Source organism: Pseudomonas sp. AA-38 (assembly GCF_029457475.1).
In the GTDB taxonomy this organism is placed as follows: domain Bacteria; phylum Pseudomonadota; class Gammaproteobacteria; order Pseudomonadales; family Pseudomonadaceae; genus Aquipseudomonas.
This window is the reverse complement of record NZ_CP120359.1, coordinates 3030594-3050918: the sequence shown is the minus strand read 5'-3', so window position 1 is coordinate 3050918 and position 20325 is coordinate 3030594. Positions and strand designations below refer to the sequence as shown.

General features: G+C 63.1%; 18 protein-coding genes. 12 read left to right on the top strand and 6 right to left on the bottom strand.

Going from position 1 to position 20325, the window contains the following annotated elements:
• Window positions 1-24: 24 nt before the first annotated feature.
• Complete coding sequence (locus tag PVE35_RS13965) at window positions 25-492, top strand: TlpA disulfide reductase family protein (protein ID WP_268183238.1); 468 nt, start codon at window positions 25-27, stop codon at window positions 490-492.
• Window positions 493-496: 4 nt separating this feature from the next.
• On the opposite strand, the gene PVE35_RS13960 is transcribed toward PVE35_RS13965, so the two are convergent.
• The 5 genes from PVE35_RS13960 to napE all read right to left on the bottom strand — a co-directional run bounded on the left by PVE35_RS13960 (window position 497) and on the right by napE (window position 4703).
• Window positions 497-1093, bottom strand: coding sequence for a cytochrome c3 family protein (locus PVE35_RS13960; RefSeq protein WP_268183241.1), 597 nt, complete (start codon window positions 1091-1093; stop codon window positions 497-499).
• A gap of 154 nt (window positions 1094-1247) precedes the next feature.
• Window positions 1248-1733 carry a nitrate reductase cytochrome c-type subunit gene (locus PVE35_RS13955; RefSeq protein WP_268183243.1) on the bottom strand — a complete coding sequence of 162 codons (486 nt, stop codon included), beginning with the start codon at window positions 1731-1733 and terminating at the stop codon, window positions 1248-1250.
• Window positions 1734-1744: 11 nt separating this feature from the next.
• Entirely contained in the window at window positions 1745-4249 is a 2505-nt protein-coding gene (gene napA, locus PVE35_RS13950; RefSeq protein WP_277372148.1) for a nitrate reductase catalytic subunit NapA, read from the bottom strand.
• The gene (locus PVE35_RS13945; protein ID WP_268183247.1) at window positions 4246-4506 is read right to left on the bottom strand and encodes a chaperone NapD; all 261 of its coding nucleotides are present in this window, start codon (window positions 4504-4506) and stop codon (window positions 4246-4248) included. Before PVE35_RS13945 ends, napA begins: the two co-directional genes overlap by 4 nt.
• 29 nt (window positions 4507-4535) lie before the next feature.
• Complete coding sequence (gene napE / locus PVE35_RS13940; protein WP_268183249.1) at window positions 4536-4703, bottom strand: periplasmic nitrate reductase, NapE protein; 168 nt, start codon at window positions 4701-4703, stop codon at window positions 4536-4538.
• Between the two features lie 215 nt (window positions 4704-4918).
• Between napE and PVE35_RS13935 the strand changes: the two genes are divergently transcribed.
• The 5 genes from PVE35_RS13935 to PVE35_RS13915 all read left to right on the top strand — a co-directional run bounded on the left by PVE35_RS13935 (window position 4919) and on the right by PVE35_RS13915 (window position 11217).
• Window positions 4919-6091 (top strand): MFS transporter, encoded by a 1173-nt coding sequence (locus PVE35_RS13935; protein ID WP_277372147.1) that lies wholly within the window; start codon window positions 4919-4921, stop codon window positions 6089-6091.
• A 112-nt stretch (window positions 6092-6203) separates the two neighbouring features.
• Window positions 6204-6809, top strand: coding sequence for a hypothetical protein (locus tag PVE35_RS13930; protein WP_277372146.1), 606 nt, complete (start codon window positions 6204-6206; stop codon window positions 6807-6809).
• Between the two features lie 73 nt (window positions 6810-6882).
• Window positions 6883-7560: a response regulator transcription factor gene (locus tag PVE35_RS13925; RefSeq protein ID WP_268183255.1), complete on the top strand. Its 678-nt coding sequence runs from the start codon at window positions 6883-6885 to the stop codon at window positions 7558-7560.
• Window positions 7557-8942: an ATP-binding protein gene (locus PVE35_RS13920; protein ID WP_277372145.1), complete on the top strand. Its 1386-nt coding sequence runs from the start codon at window positions 7557-7559 to the stop codon at window positions 8940-8942. The genes PVE35_RS13925 and PVE35_RS13920 overlap by 4 nt, the downstream gene beginning before the upstream one ends.
• Window positions 8943-9021: 79 nt before the next feature.
• The gene (locus PVE35_RS13915) at window positions 9022-11217 is read left to right on the top strand and encodes an OsmC domain/YcaO domain-containing protein (protein WP_277372144.1); all 2196 of its coding nucleotides are present in this window, start codon (window positions 9022-9024) and stop codon (window positions 11215-11217) included.
• Between the two features lie 3 nt (window positions 11218-11220).
• Here the strand turns inward: PVE35_RS13915 and PVE35_RS13910 are convergent, their stop codons facing one another.
• Window positions 11221-12216, bottom strand: a complete 996-nt coding sequence (locus tag PVE35_RS13910; protein WP_268183260.1) for an AraC family transcriptional regulator — start codon at window positions 12214-12216, stop codon at window positions 11221-11223.
• Window positions 12217-12545: 329 nt separating this feature from the next.
• Here PVE35_RS13910 and PVE35_RS13905 point away from each other — a divergent pair, with 329 nt between their 5' ends.
• The 6 genes from PVE35_RS13905 to PVE35_RS13880 all read left to right on the top strand — a co-directional run bounded on the left by PVE35_RS13905 (window position 12546) and on the right by PVE35_RS13880 (window position 20314).
• Window positions 12546-13877 (top strand): dicarboxylate/amino acid:cation symporter, encoded by a 1332-nt coding sequence (locus PVE35_RS13905; protein ID WP_268183262.1) that lies wholly within the window; start codon window positions 12546-12548, stop codon window positions 13875-13877.
• A 1001-nt stretch (window positions 13878-14878) separates the two neighbouring features.
• On the top strand, window positions 14879-16018 hold the full coding sequence (locus tag PVE35_RS13900; RefSeq protein ID WP_277372143.1) for an acyl-CoA dehydrogenase family protein: 1140 nt from the start codon (window positions 14879-14881) through the stop codon (window positions 16016-16018).
• 74 nt (window positions 16019-16092) lie between these two features.
• Window positions 16093-17274: a CaiB/BaiF CoA-transferase family protein gene (locus PVE35_RS13895; protein WP_277372142.1), complete on the top strand. Its 1182-nt coding sequence runs from the start codon at window positions 16093-16095 to the stop codon at window positions 17272-17274.
• 730 nt (window positions 17275-18004) lie between these two features.
• The gene (locus PVE35_RS13890; protein ID WP_277372141.1) at window positions 18005-18778 is read left to right on the top strand and encodes an ABC transporter substrate-binding protein; all 774 of its coding nucleotides are present in this window, start codon (window positions 18005-18007) and stop codon (window positions 18776-18778) included.
• Window positions 18779-18929: 151 nt separating this feature from the next.
• The gene (locus PVE35_RS13885) at window positions 18930-19619 is read left to right on the top strand and encodes an ABC transporter permease (protein ID WP_277372140.1); all 690 of its coding nucleotides are present in this window, start codon (window positions 18930-18932) and stop codon (window positions 19617-19619) included.
• Window positions 19616-20314, top strand: coding sequence for an ABC transporter permease (locus PVE35_RS13880; RefSeq protein WP_277372139.1), 699 nt, complete (start codon window positions 19616-19618; stop codon window positions 20312-20314). Before PVE35_RS13885 ends, PVE35_RS13880 begins: the two co-directional genes overlap by 4 nt.
• Window positions 20315-20325 lie beyond the last annotated feature (11 nt).

The window sequence follows — 20325 nt, the reverse complement described above, 5'->3', positions numbered from 1 at the left end:
CCCGGGTAGACGAGGATCGAGTGCATGGGCTTACAGCTCCGCAATGCGGTAGTAGGGATTTTGGCCGGTCTGCTGCTGGTTGGTTGCAGCGAGGATTTCGGCCTCGATCAGCATGGGCAGAAGGTACCGGCTGAGCGTCTGGATGGCCAGTGGCTGGTCATCAATTATTGGGCCGAATGGTGCGCGCCGTGCCGCACCGAAATTCCCCAGCTCAATGCGCTGTCCAAGGCGCTCGAGACACAGTCGGCGAAAGTCATCGGGGTCAACTTCGATGGCTTGCAGGGCGAGGATCTCAAGCGTGCCGCCGATGCCTTCGATATCCAGTTCACCGTGCTGGCACAGGATCCGGCGCCGCGTTTCGCCTTGCCGCACAATGATGTGCTGCCGGTGACCTATATCGTCGATGATCAGGGCAAGCTGCGTGAGCGCCTGGTGGGCGAGCAGACCTCGGCTGGCCTGCAGACGCATCTGCAGCGCCTGCGCGGCCAATAGGCTCCTACCAGCCCGGCACGCCGCTCATGTCCGGCAGATGGTGAGCAATGCCCTTGTGACAATCGATGCAGGTGGCTTCACCGCTGGCCAATGCACTGGAGTGCATCTGTCGGGCGCGCGGGCTCTGCTTGGTGAAGTCCATGTAGTCGAAGTTGTGGCAGTTGCGGCATTCCAGCGAGTCGTTGGCCTTGAGCCTGGCCCACTCGTGCTCGGCCAGTTCGCGGCGTTTTGCCAGGAACTTGTCGCGGCTGTCGATGGTGCCGAAGATCTTGCCCCAGACCTCCTTGGAAGCCTGCATCTTGCGCGCGATCTTGTCCGTCCACTGGTGCGGTACATGGCAGTCCGGGCAGGTGGCGCGCACCCCGGAGCGGTTGCTGTAGTGAATGGTGTCCTGCAGCTCCACATAGACGTTGTCGCGCATCTCATGGCAGGAGATGCAGAATTGCTCGGTGTTGGTGGCCTCCAGCGCGGTGTTGAAGCCGCCCCAGAAGATGATCCCGGCGATGAAACCGCCGAGTGTGAGAAAGCCCAGGCTGTAATGCACGCTCGGGCGACGCAGGATGCCCCAGTATTCCTTGAGCAGGGTAATTAACGACTTCATTGGGCCTCCTCACGGCTTGTGAATAAATCTACTGCGCTCGGCATCTCGCATTTCGGCTGTGCTCGCAATGCTCATGTATTTCAATACACTCCGCTTGCTGCGCGCAGGCGAAACGCGATCTGCCTTCGCTCGCGACGATTTCTTCATAAGCCTCTCAGGGTTTCGCCGTGCCGGCTGCTTCGTCTTCGAGCAGGTGGTCGATATTGCGGAAGCTGTTGCCGACCAGGGGTTTGACCTCCTGCTGGGTGACATGGCACTGGGTGCAGAAGTAGCGCCGCGGTGAAACCGCCGCCAGGGCCTGGCCGTCACGGTCCATGTAATGGGTAATGCTGATCATCGGCGCCTGGCTGCGGGCACTGCCGGCCCGGCTGTGACAGGTCAGGCACTTGTTGCCGTTGGCGTCCACCTGGTAGCCGCGAATGCTGTGCGGGATGGTCGGTGGCTGTTCCGGGTAGTTGCGCTCGCGGCGCAGGTCTTTGTTCTCTTCGTTGCCCAGCACCGGTGCCGGTAGTGTCTGACTGAGGGTGCCGCCGGGGCGGCGACCGTCCGGCGCCGGGGCGTCGAGTGGGTAATTGAGCTCACCGGCGATGGCCAGGCCGAAGGCGGCGAGCAGTAGCAGGGGCAGGAAACGCAGGCTCATGACGGCTCTCCTCAGGCCAGGCTGACCAGTTCGATCTTCACCGCACACTTCTTGTAATCGGTCTGCTTGGAGATCGGATCGGTGGCGTCCAGGGTGACCTTGTTGATCAGCTTGTTGGCGTCGAAGAAGGGCACGAAGACCAGGCCGCGTGGCGGCTTGTTGCGCCCACGGGTTTCGATGCGGGCGCGGATCTCGCCGCGTCGGCTGATCACCCTGACCTCGCTGCCGCGCCGCGCCTTGAGCGCCTTGGCGTCGTCCGGATGCATGTACACCAGGGCATCAGGCACCGCGCCGTGCAGTTCTTCGACACGCTGGGTCATGCTGCCGGTGTGCCAGTGCTCCAGTACGCGGCCGGTGCTGAGCCAGAACGGGAAGTCGGCATCCGGCGCCTCGGCTGGCGGCTCGTAGGGCAGGGCGAAGATCAGCGCGCGCTTGTCCGGGTAACCGTAGAACTGTACACCGCTGCCTTTTTCCACGTAGGGGTCGAGCCCTTCGCGGTAGCGCCAGCGCGTCTCCTTGCCATCGACCACCGGCCAGCGCAGGCCGCGCTCGGCGTGATAGCGGTCGAAGGGCGCCAGGTCATGGCCATGGCCGCGGCCGAACTGAGCGTATTCCTCGAACAGCCCCTTCTGCAGGTAGAAGCCGAATGCTTCGGCCTCGTCGTTGGCGTAACCGGCCTCGATCTGCTCGCTGGGGAACTGGTCGACCTGGCCATTGGCGAACAGCACTTGGTAGAGCGTCTTGCCCTTGTAGTCCGGGGCCTTGGCCAGCAGCTCGGCGGGCCAGATCTCGTCGGTGGTGAAGCGCTTGGAGAATTCCACCAGTTGCCAGAGGTCGGACTTGGCCTCGCCCGGCGCCTTCACCAACTGGTGCCAGAACTGCGTGCGGCGCTCGGCGTTGCCGTAGGCGCCTTCCTTCTCCACCCACATGGCGCTGGGTAGGATCAGGTCGGCGGCCTGGGCCGAGACGGTGGGATAGACGTCGGAGACGATGACGAAAGCCTGCGGGTTGCGCCAGCCCGGCAGCACTTCCTGCATCACATTAGGGCCGGCCTGCATGTTGTTGCTGACCTGCGTCCAGTAGACCTTGAGCACGCCGTCCTTGAGCTTGCGGCTCTGCTCCACGGCATGAAAGCCCGGTTTTTCCTGAATGGTGCCGGGCGGCAGCTTCCAGATCTTCTCGGCGGTTTCGCGGTGTTTGGGATTGGCCACCAGCAGATCGGCGGGCAGGCGGTGGGAGAAGGTGCCCACCTCGCGTGCGGTGCCGCAGGCCGAGGGTTGGCCGGTCAGCGAGAAGGGGCTGTTGCCCGGCTCGCTGATCTTGCCGGTGAGCAGGTGGATGTTATAGATCAGGTTGTTGGCCCAGACGCCTCGTGTGTGCTGGTTGAAACCCATGGTCCAGAATGACACCACCTTGCGCTTGGGGTCGGCGTACAGTTCGGCCAGGGCCTTGAGGCGCTCGGGCGCCACGCCGCTTTCCTTGGCGGTGCGCTCCAGGGTGTAGGGCTTGACGAAGGCGGCGAACTGCTCGAAGGACATGTCTTCCCAGGTGTTGGCCTTGGCCGCGTTCTTGGCCTGCATTTCCAGCGGGTTGTCGGCGCGCAGGCCGTAGCCGATGTCGTCAGCGCCGCGGGCGAACTTGGTGTGCTTGCCGACGAACTCCTTGTTCACCGCGCCACTTTCGATGATGTGGTTGGCGATGTAGTTGAGGATCAGCAGATCGGTCTGCGGTTTGAATACCAGCGGGATGTCGGCCAGATCGAAGCTGCGGTGCTCGAAGGTGGAAAGCACGGCGACCTTGGTGTTCGGATGGCTGAGGCGGCGATCGGTGACCCGGCTCCAGAGGATCGGGTGCATCTCGGCCATGTTCGAGCCCCACAGCACAAAGGCATCGGCGGCCTCGATGTCGTCGTAGCAACCCATCGGCTCGTCCATGCCGAAGGTGCGCATGAAGCCCATCACCGCTGAGGCCATGCAGTGCCGCGCGTTGGGGTCGATGTTGTTGCTGCGCAGGCCGGCCTTCATTAGCTTGTTGGCGGCATAGCCTTCCCACACCGTCCACTGGCCGGAGCCGAACATGCCGACGGCCTCCGGGCCGTGTTCGGCGATGGCCTGCTTGATCTTCTGCGCCATGATGTCGAAGGCCTGATCCCAGCCCACCGGCTGGAATTCACCCTGCTTGTCGTACACACCGTTCTTCATGCGCAGCAGCGGCTGGGTGAGGCGGTCGATCCCGTACATGATCTTCGACAGGAAGTAGCCCTTGACGCAGTTCAGGCCGCGGTTGACCTCGGCCTTGACGTCGCCATGGGTGGCCACCACGCGGTTGTCGCGGGTGGCCACCATCACGCTGCAGCCGGTGCCGCAGAAGCGGCAGGGCGCCTTGTTCCAGTCCAGGCGGGTCATGTCCGCCTCGGTGATCAGGTTGCTGGCAGTGCTGACGAACGGCAGGCCGGCCGCCGCTGCGGCAATGGCAGCGGCGTTGGCTTTGGCGAATTCACGGCGGGTTAGCTTCATTCTGAGTCTCCTTCTGGCTCGAGGAGTTCGTGGTAAACCAGGGCTGCATTGAGCACGCCCGGCAACGCGTTGATCTGTTCGATATGCGCGAGGATGTGGCGCTCGTGCTCGGTCTCCAGCACCACCACCAGCTTGCCCTGAGGGCTTTCCTGGTGCAGTTCGACGCCGTCGAGCTGGCGCAGGTTGGCCTTCACCGCGCCAAGCAGTTCGGGGCGTACGTGTACCAGCAGGCTGGCGATATGCAGGGGGGCGGCCATGTTCCGTGGCTCCGTCTGGTGAGGAACGATCAGGTGGGTGGGCCAGGCGGCCCCAGCAGCATCTGCATGAACCAGATGATGAATCCGTAGCCGCCGACCAAGGCGACCGAAAGAAGGGGGAACAGGCAGACGACGAGAAAGATGAACAGGCGGGTTTCCTTGCCTTTCGTGGCTTGGCTCTCAGGCGTGCTATCCATTCGCTTGGCTCCAGTGCGTTCCCTATCTCAGGCTAGACCCTAGCCTTAGTAAGGGCAAAGTCCGTTGAGCTGGATCAAGGGAGGGGAGATCAGGCCAGGTGCATGAGGGCGCGTTCGGAATTATCGATAGCGTGCTAATATTCTTACGCATTCCATTCATTAGGCGGCGTCGATTCAGCGCGCACCCGCATCATGCTTCGTGAGTTTTTTCGTTCATGTCTACTGCCCATCTGACTCGTGGCAGCGCGGCTTACCGGCGCGCCACTCTGGCGCTGTTCTGCGCCGGTTTCGCCACCTTCGCCATGCTCTACTGCGTTCAACCCTTGCTGCCATTGCTGGCCGCGCACTTTCGCGTGTCGGCAGCCAGCAGCAGCCTGGCACTGTCGCTGACGACCCTCAGCCTGGCGCTGTGCCTGCTGGTCTCCGGTGCGTTGGCCGAGAGCTGGGGGCGCAAGCCGGTAATGGTGGCGGCGCTGGGCCTGGCGGCGTTGCTGGGGATCGCCTGCGCGCTGGTGGAGCAGTGGCACAGCCTGCTGATCCTGCGCGCGCTGCTGGGGCTGGCACTGAGCGGTCTGCCGGCGTTGGCCATGGCCTATGTCGGTGAGGAGTTCGACCCGCAGTCCCTGCCCGCGGCAATGGGCCTGTACATCGGTGGCACGGCCCTGGGCGGCTTGCTCGGCCGTCTGCTGGCCGGTCTGCTCAGTGATATCGGCGGCTGGCCCTGGGCGCTGGGCGGTATCGCCGGGCTGGGCCTGTTGGCGCTGGGCCTGTTCGTCTGGTTGCTGCCGCCATCGCGGCATTTCACCGCGCAGCCACTGTCGCCCCGTGGCTTGCTGCGCAACTTCGCCCTGCACCTGGGCAATCCGCGTCTGCGGCGGTTGTTCGCCCTGGCGTTCCTGCTGATGGGCGGCTTTGTCGCGCTGTTCAACTACGTAGGCTTTCGCCTGGCCGGCGCGCCCTTCAATCTTTCGGCGACGGTGATCGGCCTGCTGTTCGTGGTCTATCTGCTGGGTATCTTCAGCGCCGGTTGGGCCGGGCGGCTGGTGCCGCGCTTCGGCGCGCGCCAGGTGATGCTCGGCAGCATCGCCCTGATGCTGCTGGGCGTGGCGCTGTGCGCGACGCCCTGGCTGAGTGCGGCCGTGGCCGGGCTGGCGCTGTTCACCCTGGGGTTCTTCGCCGCCCATGCGGTGGCCAGCGGACAGGTCGGTGTCCATGCGCAGGGGGCCAAGGCACAGGCTTCGGCCTTGTATCTTTGCGCTTATTACCTGGGATCGAGCCTGGTGGGGTATCTGGGTGGCTATGTCTGGGAGCATGCCGGTTGGCTGGCGTTGCTGGCCGTTCTCGCCTCCCTGTTCCTCATCGCGGCCGCTCTGGTGCGGCGTTTATAGGCTGTTTACCGCCCATTCAGTAGAGGTTCAAGGAGGGTTCAGCAGGGATTCAGTAGTCTTCGCACAGACTCGTTGGCGAGTTGATCGCAACTGCAACGAGAGGAACGATTCGATGAAAGTCATACTGAACCGTATCGCACTGACCACTTGCCTGGCGCTGGGCGCTACCGCTGCCAAGGCCGATGACAATTTCCTCGGCCTGACCTGGGGGCAGACCGACAACAACATCCAGAAGTCCAATGCGCTGAATGCCAACCTGGACGACCCCAAGCTCGACAAGGTGATCGATGGCACCGGCACCTGGGGCGTGCGTATTGGCCAGCAGCAGGGCGATGGTCGCTACTACCTCAGCTACGAGAATTTTTCCGATAGCTACAGTGGTTACAAGCTGCGCCAGCAGAACCTGCTGGGAAGCTACGACCTGTTCTTGCCGCTGGGTGACAACGGCACCAAGCTGTTCGGCGGCCTGAGCGGCGGGTTGGTCAAGCTGGAACAGGAGAGCCGGGGCTTCTCCCGTGACAGCGATATCGGCCTGGCAGCCGGTTTGCAAGCGGGTGTGGTGCAGGAACTGGGCAGCAATACGTCGATCGAAGGCGGATATCGTTATCTGCGTACCAATGCCAGTACCGAGATGGCACCGCATGGTGCGGGCAAGGCCGGTTCGCTGGATCTGCACAGCAGCTCGCAGTTCTACCTCGGTGCCAACTACGCCTTCTGACGGCGGACTGCGATTCACGGGCCGGGCGTATACCCGGCCTTCGTATAACTGAAAAGAGGAGGGAACACGGATCATGAAATTGTTGGTGGTGGAGGATGAGGCCCTGTTGCGTCACCACCTGTTCACTCGTCTCAGTGAAAACGGCCATGTGGTCGATGCCGTGCGTACCGCCGAGGAGGCCTTGTACCGCGCGGACAACTTCAATCACGACCTGGCCCTGGTTGATCTCGGCCTGCCGGGCATGAGTGGCATCGACCTGATTCGCCAGTTGCGCAGCCAGGACAAGCACTTCCCGATCCTTATCCTCACCGCGCGCGGCAACTGGCAGGACAAGGTGGAAGGTCTGTCCTGTGGTGCCGACGATTATCTGGTCAAACCCTTCCAGTTCGAGGAGCTGGAAGCGCGCCTGAACGCCTTGCTGCGGCGCTCGTCGGGGTTCACCAAGTCGACCATCGAAACCGGCGATCTGGTGCTGGATCTCAACCGCAAGCAGGCCACGGTCGGTGAGCAATCGTTGCAACTGACGGCCTACGAATACCGCATCCTCGAATACCTGATGCTCCATCACCAGCAGGTGATCGCCAAGGAACGCCTGATGGAACAGCTCTATCCTGGCGACGAGGAACGTGACCCGAACGTCATCGAGGTGCTTGTCGGGCGGCTGCGGCGCAAGCTCGAGACAGCATTGGAGAGCAAACCGATCGAGACTGTGCGCGGCCAGGGGTACATGTTCAACGAGCGCTGCAAGTGAGGCACGCGCGCATCATCCTGCGCCGTCTGCGTGCCCGTCTCGGTTCGCTGCGCCTGCGCCTGATGCTCGGCACGGCGGCTCTGGCGGTGCTGTTCATGCTGCTGTTGCTGCCGGTGCTGCAGGGGGTGTTTCTCAGCGCCCTGGAGCAGACCGTGGAAAAACGCCTGGCCTCCGATGCCGCCGCACTGATCTCGGCCGCGCGCATCGAGGACGGCCAGTTGCATATGCCGGACAAGATGCCAGACGAGGAATTCGACAACCTCGACTCGCATCTGCTGGGCTTCATCTTCGACCGCGACGGCAATCTGATCTGGCGCTCGCGCTCTTCCCTGTACGAACTGGTGCGTTACCTGCCGCGCTATGATGGGCATGGTCATGAGTTCGTGCGTATCCACGACGACCACAACGGCCAGGAGTATTTCGTCTACGACATCGAAGTGGATCTGCTGCGCGGTGATGAAACGGCGCTGAGTATCGTCACCATGCAGCCGACGCGCGAGTACCAGAGTCTGTTCGATGGCTTCGCCTGGAAGTTGCGCCTGTGGCTGGGCCTGGCCCTGATGGTGTTGCTGGGGCTGCTGTGGTTCGGTCTGACCTGGGGCTTCCGTAGTCTGCGCGGCCTCAGTGACGAACTCGATGGCGTCGAGGCCGGTACTCGCCAGCGCCTGAGCGATGAGCATCCGCGCGAACTGCTGCGCCTGACCAGCTCCCTCAACCGCCTGCTCGACAGCGAACGGCGTCAGCGCGAACGCTACCGTGACTCTCTGGAGGATCTTGCCCATAGCCTGAAAACGCCCCTCAGCGTGTTGCAAGGCATCGGCGAGACGCTCACCGCGCAGCCGGAGAACCGCGAGCAGGCGCAACTGATGCAGGCGCAGATCGAACGCATGAGCCAGCAGGTCGGCTATCAGTTGCAGCGCGCCAGCCTGCGCCGCAGTGGCCTGGTGCGTCATCGCGAGCAGGTCTGGCCGCTGCTCGACGGCCTGTGTCGCTCGCTCGCCAAGGTGTATCGCGACAAGCAGGTCGAGGCCACCCTCGACGTGCCCGAGCACAGCCAGATCACCATGGAGCGTGGAGCATTGATGGAGCTGCTCGGCAATCTGCTGGAGAACGCCTACCGGCTCTGCCTGCATCAGGTGCGGGTACGCCTGGAGCCACTGGCGGACGGTTGTCTGCTGACCATCGAAGATGATGGCCCTGGCGTGCCAGCCGACCAGCGCGCACGCGTGTTGCAGCGTGGCGAGCGCCTGGATGTGCAGAATCCGGGGCAGGGCATCGGCCTGGCGGTGGTCGAGGACATCGTCGAAAGCTACGACGGCGAACTGAGCCTGGAGGATTCCGAACTCGGCGGGGCCTGCTTCCGCGTGCGTCTGTACGACTGAAGCCGCGGGGCGAGACATCCGGGGCAAAACCCGGATAATGGCGGGCTGATCGTCCCACCCGCTATTCTGGTAAGCCCCCATGGAAATCAAGGTCAACTTTCTCGACAACCTTCGACTTGAAGCCAAGTTCGATGACTTCACCGTGGTGGCCGACCAACCCATCCGCTACAAGGGCGACGGCTCGGCGCCGGGGCCGTTCGACTACTTCCTGGCCTCCTCGGCGTTGTGCGCGGCGTACTTCGTCAAGCTGTACTGCCAGACGCGCGACATCCCCACCGAGCACATCCGCCTGTCGCAGAACAACATCGTCGACCCGGAGAACCGCTACGCGCAGATCTTCAAGATCCAGGTCGAGCTGCCGGCGGACATTTCCGAGAAGGATCGCTTAGGGATTCTGCGCTCCATCGACCGCTGCACCGTGAAGAAGGTGGTGCAACAGGGCCCCGAGTTCATCATCGAGGAGGTGGAGAACCTCGACGCCGACGCCCAGGCGCTGCTGATGCCGGTAGCCGATACCACCACTTACATTCCCGGCAAGGATCTGCCGCTGGAACAGACCATCGCCAACATGTCGGGCATCCTCGCCGAGCTGGGGATGAAGATCGAGATCGCCTCCTGGCGCAACATCGTGCCCAACGTCTGGTCGCTGCATATCCGCGACGCGCAGTCGAACCTGTGCTTCACCAATGGCAAGGGCGCGACCAAGGAGGCCGCGCTGGCCTCGGCTCTGGGCGAGTTCATCGAGCGGTTGAACTGCAACTTCTTCTACAACGACCAGTTCTGGGGCGAGGACATCGCCAATGCCGCGTTCGTCCACTACCCCAACGAGCGCTGGTTCAAGCCGGGGCCGAAGGATGCGCTGCCCGAGGAAATTCTCGACGAGCACTGCCGAGCCATCTTCGATCCGGACGGCGAGCTGCGCGGCTCGCACCTGTTCGACACCAACTCCGGCAACACCCTGCGCGGCATCTGCTCGCTGCCGTTCGTGCGCCGCAGCGATGGCGAGACGGTGTACTTCCCGTCCAACCTGATCGAAAACCTGTATCTCTCCAACGGCATGAGCGCCGGCAATACCCTGGCCGAGGCCCAGGTGCAGTGCCTGTCGGAAATCTTCGAGCGAGCGGTCAAGCGCGAGATCCTCGAGAACGAGCTGTGCCTGCCGGACGTGCCGCAGGCCGTACTGGCCAAGTACCCGGCCATCCTCGCCTGCATCCAGGGCCTGGAGGAGCAAGGCTTCCCGGTGCTGGTCAAGGACGCTTCGCTCGGCGGCGAATTCCCGGTGATGTGCGTGACCCTGATGAACCCGCGCACCGGCGGCGTGTTCGCTTCCTTCGGCGCGCACCCGAGCTTCGAGGTGGCGCTGGAGCGCAGCCTTACCGAGCTGCTGCAGGGGCGCAGCTTCGAGGGCCTCAACGACCTGCCGCAACCCACCTTCGACAGCCTGGCGCTGACCGAGCCGAACAACTTCGTCGAGCACTTCATCGATTCCAGCGGTGTGGTGTCCTGGCGCTTCTTCGGCGCCACACCGGACTTCGAGTTCGTCGAATGGGACTTCTCCGGCGAGGGGGCCGACTCCAACGAGCAGGAAGCCGCGACCCTGTTCGGCATCCTTGAGGACATGGGCAAGGAAGTCTACGTGGCCACCTATGACGACCTCGGCGCCAACGCTTGCCGCATCCTGGTGCCGGGCTACTCGGAGATCTACCCGGTCGAGGACCTGATCTGGGACAACACCAACAAGGCGCTGCTGTTCCGCAAGGACATCCTCAACCTGCACGCCCTGAGCGACCGCGAGCTGAAGTCGCTGCTGCGCAACCTGAACAACACCGAGGTCGATGACTACACCGACATCACCACGCTGATCGGCGTCGAGTTCGACGACAACACGGTCTGGGGCCAGCTCACCATCCTCGAGCTGAAGCTGTTGATCAACCTGGCGCTGAAGAAATACGACGACGCCAAGGAGCTGGTCGAGGCCTTCCTGCAGTACAACGACAACACCGTCGAGCGCGGCCTGTTCTATCAGGCGGTCAACGCCGTGCTGGAGATTCAGCTAGACGATGAGCTGGAGTTGGCCAACTACGAGCACAACCTGCGGCGCATGTTCGGCAACGAGCGCATGGACGCGGTGATCGGCTCGGTGGACGGCAGCGTGCGCTTCCATGGCCTGACCCCGACCAGCATGCAGCTCGAAGGCCTGGACAAGCACCTGCGCCTGATCGATAGCTACAAGAAACTGCACGCGGCCCGTGCGCGCGCGGCAGGTTTGAGCTGATCGCTACTGAGCGGCCCGGTAGGCGCCGGGCGTCAGCCCCGTCCATTTCTTGAAGGCGCGGTGGAACGCCGAGGGTTCGGAAAAACCGAGCTGCTCGGCGATGATCTCGATGGTCATCTCGTTGCGACCCAGGTAGTAGATGGCCAGATCGCGGCGCAGATGATCCTTGAGCTCCTGAAAGCTGCTGCCTTCCTCACGCAGGTGCCGGCGCAGGGTCTGCGGGCTGGTGTGCAACTGCTGGGCGACCCGCTCCAGATCCGGCCAGGTGCGGCAATCGCGGCCGAGCAGACGGCGGATCTGGCTGATCAGGCTGGCGCCACCATCGGGGCGGGCCAGCAGGTCGGCGGGGGAGTGCAGGAGAAACTGCTTGAGGGTGCGCTCGTCCTGTAGCAGGGGCATGTCCAGGTAGCGGGCATGAAACAGCAGGCTGTTGCCCCCAGCGGCAAAGCGCCGGGGGCAGGGGAACAGCAGGTCGTACTCGGCGGCATGGGCCGGCTCCGCATGGGCGAAGGTGGCTTCTTCCAGGCGGATGCGCTGGCCGATCAACCAACTGCCCAGGCGGTGCCAGATCACCAGCAGGCTTTCCAGCAGGAAGTGATCCGGATCCCACAGCGCGCTGTCGTCCACGCTCAGGCGCGCCCAGTCGCCCTCACGCTGCAGACGAATGCGTGGTGCTTCGGGAAACAGGCCATAGAACAGCACGCCGCGGTTCAGCGCCTTTTCCAGCGTGCGGCAATGGATGATGGCGTGCCCCATCATGGCAAAGGTGCCGCGCTTGCTCGGCAGCCTGCCGAAGCCCAGGTACTCGTCGTCGAGGGCTTCCCAGAGCAACTGCACCAGGCGGGCGAACTGTTCGGGGGCGATACGCGCGCGCGGCTGCTGGAGGATTGCCGACTGGATGCCGGCCTGGCGCAGCAGGTCGTCGCAGGGCTGGCCATGGCGCTGCGCGCCGCGTAAAGCGGCCTGGACGAAGTGGCTGGCGATAGTGCGTTCGCGCATGGAGGGTTCAGCCTTTTTGCTGGCGATGGTAGCCAGTCCCCCGCCTGCTGAACAAGCACGCCGAGCGGTGGGATATCCGCCAGGCTGGTGCAGGGCGCGTGCGGGAAACCGCCAGGCGTATCATTGCGTTAGCAGAGTTTATGCTTATCAACTCATTGAAATTGAAGGTTTTTAATATTTTGTAACCTGTGGCATGGCGTTTGCGATGGCAGCGTACAAGGGCGCGCGAGGCGCACCTGGACAATAAATCCCTCCAGAAGGAGGGGCATCGTTTATGCAAAGCCCCCTGGCGTGTTGCGGATGCTGCCACGGGGCGTCGAGGTATTGCCATGATCACTGCCGTCAACCGTCAACCCTTCTACAAGGTGCTCTACGTACAGGTGCTGTTTGCCATCGCCGTGGGTATCTTGCTCGGCCACTTCTATCCGGAAACCGGTGTTGCGTTGAAGCCGCTCGGCGACGGTTTCGTCAAACTGATCAAAATGGTCATTGCCCCCATCATCTTCTGCACCGTGGTCAGCGGCATCGCTGGCATGCAGGACATGAAGGCGGTCGGCCGTACCGGCGGCTATGCGTTGATGTACTTCGAGGTGGTGTCCACCATCGCTCTGATGGTGGGGTTGTTGGTGGTCAACATCGCTCAGCCGGGCGCCGGCATGCATGTCGACCCGAGCACCCTGGACGCCAGCAAGATCGCTGCCTTCGCCACGGCGGGCGAGCAGCAGAGCACCATCGGCTTTTTGCTCAACGTCATCCCCAACACCGTGGTCGGCGCCTTCGCCAATGGCGACATCCTCCAGGTGCTGTTCTTCTCCGTACTCTTCGCCTTCGCCCTGCAGCGCATGGGGGATTTCGGCAAGCCGGTGCTGGAGTTCATCGACCGCATCGCCCACGTCATGTTCGGCATCATCAACATGATCATGAAGCTGGCGCCGCTCGGTGCCTTCGGCGCCATGGCCTTCACCATCGGTCAGTACGGCGTGGGTTCGCTGGTGCAACTGGGGCAGTTGATGATGTGCTTCTACATCACCTGCCTGTTCTTCGTGCTGGTGGTGCTGGGCGGCATCGCCCGGGCCCATGGCTTCAGCATCCTGCGCTTCATCCGTTATATCCGCGAGGAACTGATGATCGTGCTCGGTACTTCGTCCTCCGAGTCGGCGCTGCCGCGCATGTTGAGCAAGATGGAAAAGCTCGGGGCGAACAAGTCGGTGGTGGGCCTGGTTATTCCCACCGGTTACTCCTTCAACCTCGACGGCACCTCCATCTACCTGACCATGGCCGCGGTGTTCATCGCCCAGGCCACCGACACGCCGATGGACATCACCCACCAGATCACCCTGCTGCTGGTACTGCTGGTGGCCTCCAAGGGTGCGGCTGGGGTGACCGGCAGCGGTTTCATCGTGCTCGCCGCCACCCTGTCTGCCGTCGGCCACCTGCCGGTGGCCGGTCTGGCGCTGATCCTCGGCATCGACCGCTTCATGTCCGAAGCCCGGGCCCTGACCAACCTGGTGGGCAATGGCGTGGCCACCATCGTGGTCGCCAAGTGGTGCAAGGAGCTGGATGAGGACACGCTGCAGCGTGAGCTGGCATCCGATGGCAGGCCCGATATGGTCGAGGCACCTGCCGTACCGGCAGCTCCGGCCAATCGCGAGCTGGCTTGACCTTCTTGAGGTGTCACCCTCGGCCCGCCTTTATGGCGGGCTTTTTGAGGGGCTTCGGGTAGGTCTGGGGGCTTGATACCGGACTGGCAAGTTTGTGTGTTGGCTTACTGGTGTTCTGAACGCCGCTTCGGTGTGTTCAGAAACTCCTTGTTTCGCCCCCTCGGGCGACTCACTTTTCTTTGAGCTGCGCAAAGAAAAGTAAGCAAAAGAAACGCACCCCCGCCATCCGGGTCTCGCTTCGCTCGACTTCCCTCACTCCGGCACCGCTCCGGGGTCGGCGTACATGGGCCATCCCTGGCCCATTACGCCTCTCGCGGCATCCATGCCGCTCGCCCCTTGCGCAATGCCTACGTTCGGCCTCCTGAAGGGGGAGTTAGCGCGCCTGAGCGTATATTGGCTCCGGGCATGCCCGGCGTGCTCTGGTAGCAGTGGAGCCATGATGTGGCCGCCGGGTTAAACCAAAACTTTCATTCGCGCACTTTCATTCGCTTGAATAGCTTGCCGGCTTTCAGCCGGCATTCAGGTCAGCCCTAAGGCTGACCCATGTTCAAGCACTCCACGCTAATTCTGGGTTACCGCAGGTTCAGGCGCGTGCAGAGCCCGCCCAGGAGGGTGAGCGGAATCGTCGTGGAAGAGGTCGAGCGACATGGATGTCGCGAGAGCCGCGATGGGCCAGGGATGGCCCACCGTGGCGGGCCTCTGGAGCGGCGATGGAGTGAGCGAACCCTCGCGCAGCGAGGGCCGGATGATCGGGCGGAGGGTTTTGGTTACTTTGCCCGCAAAGTGACTCGCCCGGGAGGGCGAAACGAGAGACGTCAGCTAAACACCTATAAGCAGCTTGAACACCGAAAACCACCGAGCACTCACACCGTATTGCCAGTCCGGTATCACCAGCTACTTTGACCGAATGAGTCAACCGCACCTGAGCGCATGGGTCATTGAGCGGCATGCGGCGGCACACCTAACCTTCGCGCAATAACAAGCAGCGGAGGATCCGCCCCATGCAGCGCAACCATTTCGACACCGAGCACAATCTGTTCCGCGATGCCTTCGCGACGTTCCTCGACAAGGAGGTGGTGCCGCATCAGGAGGAGTGGGAGGCCGCCGGCGTGGTCGACCGCAGCGTATGGCGCAAGGCCGGCGAGATGGGGTTTCTGCTGCCCTGGGCGGACGAGCAGTACGGCGGCGCCGGGCTCAAGGATTTTCGCTACGAGCAGATCATGTGCGAGGAGCTGGCGCGCATCAACGAGCCTGGCTTCATGATCCCGCTGCACTCGGCCCTGTGCGGCCCCTATATCGCCGAGTATGGCAACGCCGAGCAGAAGGCGCGGTTCATGCCGGGCATCGTCAGCGGCGAGACCATTCTCGCCGTGGCGATGACCGAGCCGTCTGCCGGCTCCGACCTGGCGGGCATGCGCACCACGGCGGTGGACAAGGGCGATCATTGGCTGCTCAACGGTTCCAAGGTGTTCATTTCCAATGGCTACCTGGCCGACCTGGTGATAGTCGCGGCCAAGACCGACCCGGCCAACAAACACGCCATGGGCCTGTTCCTGGTGGAGCGTGGCATGCCCGGCTTCGAGCGCGGCAAGAAGCTGAAGAAGCTCGGCATGCACAGCCAGGACACTGCCGAACTGTTCTTCAGCGAGGTCAAGGTGCCCAAGGAGAATCTGCTGGGCGATGCCAAGGGCGGCTTCTTCTACCTGATGAACATGCTCGCTCAGGAGCGCCTGACCAACGCCTGCGGTGCAGTGGCCGGGGCTGAGGTGGCCCTGCAGACCACCATTGATTACGTCAGGGAACGCCAGGCCTTCGGGCGCCCGGTGGCGCATTTTCAGAACACCCGCTTCAAACTGGCGGAAATGCGCACCCAGGTCGACGTGGCGCAGGTCTTCACCGACCGCTGCGTGCTGGATCACAACCAGAAGAAACTCACCCCGGAAGTCGCCGCAGAGGCCAAACTCTTCACCACCGAGCTGCTCGGCAAGGTGGTAGACGAGGGCGTGCAACTGCATGGCGGCTGGGGCTACATGTGGGAGTACCCGATCTGCAAGATGTACGCGAATGCGCGCATTCAGCGCATCTTCGCCGGCACCTCGGAGATCATGAAGGAGATCATCAGTCGCGGTATGAAACTGTAGGGTTCAACAGCCCGGTGTTGCTGGAGTTTGCGCGGCGCTATCGGTTACATCACACTCAGGAAACGGGAATCGCCATGTCCGGCCCACTGTCTTCGCTGAAAATCCTCGACTTCTCCACCCTGTTGCCGGGGCCGTTCGCCTCCCTGTTGCTGGCGGACATGGGCGCCGAGGTGCTGCGCGTGGAGTCGCCCACGCGCATGGATCTGGTGCGGGTGCTGCCGCCGCACGAGGGCGGCACCTCCACCAGCCATGCCTACCTCAATCGCAACAAGCGCAGCATCGCCCTCGACCTCAAGCGGCCCGAGGCGGTGGAGCTGGTCAAGAGGCTGGTGGGCGAGTACGACATCCTGCTCGAACAGTTCCGCCCCGGCGTGATGGACAGGCTGGGGCTGGGCTACGAGGCGCTCAAGGCGATCAACCCAAGGCTGATCTACGTATCCATTACCGGCTATGGGCAGACCGGGCCGTACCGCGAGCGCGCCGGGCACGACATCAACTACCTGGCGCTGTCCGGCATCGCCAGTTACACCGGGCGCCGCGACAGCGGCCCACTGCCGCTCGGCGTGCAACTGGCGGATCTCGCTGGCGGCTCCCTGCATGGGGTGATCGGTCTGCTCGCCGCCGTGGTGCAGCGCCAGGCCACGGGCAAGGGGCAGCAGGTGGACGTGAGCATGACCGACTGCGTCTTCAGCCTGCACGGCATGGCCGGTGCTGGTTACCTGGGGGCGGGAGTGGAGCCGGCCATGGAGAATCAGCCGCTCAATGGCGGCAGCTTCTACGATTACTACCGCACCCGTGACGGCCGCTGGTTCGCCGTGGGCAGCCTGGAGCCGCAGTTCATGCAGGCCTTCTGTCAGGCCATCGGGCGGCCGGAGCTGGCGGCTCGTGGGTTGTCGCAGAAGTCGGAGGATCAGCAGGCGCTCAAGCGTGAGATCGCGATCGAGTTCGAGAGGCGTGATTTTGCCGAGTGGAGCCAGGTGTTCGCCACGCTAGATGCCTGTGTCGAACCCATGTTGCCGCTCTCCGAGGCGCTGGAGCATCCGCAGATCCGCGCCCGTGAACTGGTGACCGAGGTGCCGCGCGAGGGGCTGCCGGCGCAGGCGCAACTGGCCTGCCCGCTGAAGTTCTCCGAGGGCCTGCCGCCGCCACGGCATGTCGGCGCGGCGCTCGGCGCGCACACCGAGCAGGTACTGGCCGAACTGGGTTTCGATGCCGAAGGTGTGGCCAGATTGCGTGACGCAGGGGTGTTTGGCTAGCAGGCTGTTGAAAAACTACCTGCGTTGGCAATACTGCGTTAAAAACAGCCTCGCGTGCGAGCCCAGGCTAGGCGCCCCCGTCAAAAATGCTCATTTACAACACGTAAACCCGAGTGTGGGCCCAGTGCTTCTTGACTCACTGCGTTCGCCCTTCGGGTCAGCCTTCGGCTGTTACTCCCGCTGGTCGTTGCGGCTGTTTTTGCGGGGCCGCAATCGGTATTGCACTGCCTGCCTCGGCTCGGGCTTCCTGCTTCGCTCTACCTCCTGCATCCATGTAGTCGTCGCCTACGTTTTTCAACGGCCTGCTGGGGGCTGTTGCTAGCTGCCGGGTAACACCCTGCACCGGACTGGGCGTTTCGGGAACGCAATTGCTCTGATTCGGTGCGCCTGCTGGCCGCCGTGATGGCTCACTCTTCAGCGCAAGCCCCGAAATAGAGAGGGTGGCGATTTCATGGCCTGGGTCTTGCTTTGAAGATTCGTTTGGATTTTTTCTGTTGATCACTGCTTTTTCTGTCTGTCAATATCTCTCGCCTGTGCATCCTGCGCTTCTGTAATTAGTTGTCGCATTGAAGAAATATCCCCTCAATGCCTGCCGCTAGAATGCCGCACACCCAGCCAAGGCCCCTTGTCGTCCACCCTGCACGACAGCGCAGCACTGCCTTCTATCACCCATAAAAGGCCCGGGCCCCTCACTGCCATCGATGCCATACCCAAATTCGAGGAGCAAAGAATGAAGAAGATCGCACTGCTCGGCGCCTTGGCGCTGTCCCTGTTGTCGCCCCTGGCCATGGCCGAGAAGCCGCTGCGCATCGGCATCGAGGCGGCCTATCCGCCCTTCGCCTTCAAGACCCCCGATGGCCAGATCGCCGGCTTCGACTACGACATCGGCAACGCCCTGTGCGAGGAGATGAAGGTCAAGTGCCAATGGATCGAGCAGGAGTTCGACGGCCTGATCCCGGCGCTCAAGGTGCGCAAGTTCGACGCCGTGCTGTCGTCCATGTCGATCACCGAGGATCGCAAGAAGTCCGTGGATTTCACCGGCAAGTACTACGCCACGCCGGCCAAGCTGGCGATGAAGGCCGGCACCGAGCTGAAGAATCCGCTGGTCGACCTAAAGGGCAAGAAGATCGGCGTGCAGCGCTCCTCGGTATATGACCGCTACGCCACCGACGTATTCGCCCCGGCCGGTGCCGAAGTGGTGCGCTACAGCTCGCAGAACGAAGTCTTCCTCGACCTGCAGGCCGGTCGCCTGGATGCCACCCTGGCCGACTCGGTGAACATCGACGACGGCTTCCTCAAGACCGACGCCGGCAAGGGCTTCGCCTTCGTCGGCCCCGACTTCACCGATGTGAAGTATTTCGGCGAAGGGCAGGGCATCGCCGTGCGCAAGGGCGACAAGGACCTGCTCGACAAGCTCAACGCGGCCATCGCGGCGATCCGCGCCAACGGCACCTACAAGCAGGTGCAGGACAAGTACTTCGACTTCGACGTATACAGCGAATAAGCCTAACCTGCAGACAGCACGGCTTGCCGCAAGCCGTGCCGTTTTTCTGGGCCATCTCACCAGATGGCCCTTGTGGTGAGCCTGGCCGCCACCGCTGACCTTTCCACTGTGCTCCCTGGCGCCCTTGCGGTGCCTGACGAGGTATTCGCGCATGCTTCAAGGCTATGGCTCGACCATTCTCGATGGCGCCTGGCTCACGCTGCTGCTGGCGCTGACGTCCATGGCGCTGGCCATCTTTCTCGGCCTGATCGGCGCGGCGTGCCGCCTGTCACCCATCAGGTGGTTGGCCTTGCTCGGTGAAACCTATGCCACGGTGATCCGTGGCATTCCCGATCTGGTGCTGATCCTGCTGATCTTCTATGGCGGCCAGAGCCTAGTGAACAGCGTGGCGCCGATGGTCGGCTACGATGAGTACATCGACATCAACCCCTTCGTCGCTGGCGTGTTCACCATGGGTTTCATCTTCGGCGCCTACCTGTCGGAAACCTTCCGTGGCGCCTTCATGGCCATTCCCAAGGGGCAGGGCGAGGCCGGCGCTGCCTATGGCATGAGCGGGGTGCAGGTGTTCTTTCGCATCCTCGTGCCGCAGATGATCCGCTTCGCCATCCCCGGCTTCACCAACAACTGGCTGGTGCTGACCAAGGCTACCGCGCTGATTTCCGTGGTCGGCCTGCAGGACATGATGTTCAAGGCCAAGAGTGCCGCTGACGCCACCCGCGAACCCTTCACCTTCTACCTGGCGGTGGCCGCCCTGTACCTGCTGCTGACCAGCGTGTCGCTGCTGGCCCTGCGCCTGCTGGAGAAACGCTACTCGGTGGGCACCAAGGTGGCCGAACTATGATCTTCGATTATCAGATGATCTGGGAAAACCTGCCGCTGTATTTCAGCGGTGTACTGGTGACCCTCAAGCTGCTGGGCATTTCCCTGAGCGTCGGCCTGGCCCTGGCTCTGCCGCTGGCTCTGATGCGGGTGTCGCAGTCGCCCTGGGTGAACTTCCCGGCCTGGCTCTACACCTACGTGATCCGTGGCACGCCGATGCTGGTGCAGCTATTTCTGATCTATTACGGCCTGGCGCAGTTCGAGTCCATCCGCGACAGCTTTCTCTGGCCGTATTTCTCCAGCGCCACCTTCTGCGCCTGCCTGGCCTTCGCCATCAACACCAGCGCCTACACCGCCGAGATTCTCGCTGGCAGCCTCAAGGCGACGCCGCCGGGGGAGATCGAGGCGGCCAAGGCCATGGGCATGTCGCGCGCCAAGCTCTATCGCCGCATCCTGCTGCCTTCGGCGCTGCGCCGGGCGCTGCCGCAGTACAGCAACGAGGTGATCATGATGCTGCACACCACCTCGCTGGCCTCCATCGTCACCCTGGTGGACATCACCGGCGCGGCGCGCACGGTCTACTCGCAGTACTACATGCCGTTCGAGGCCTTCATCACCGCCGGCCTGTTCTACCTGGCGCTGACCTTCACCCTGGTGCGCCTGTTCAAGCTGGCCGAGCGTCGCTGGCTGGCCTACATGGCCCCGCGCAAGGCCTGATGCCATGCCGA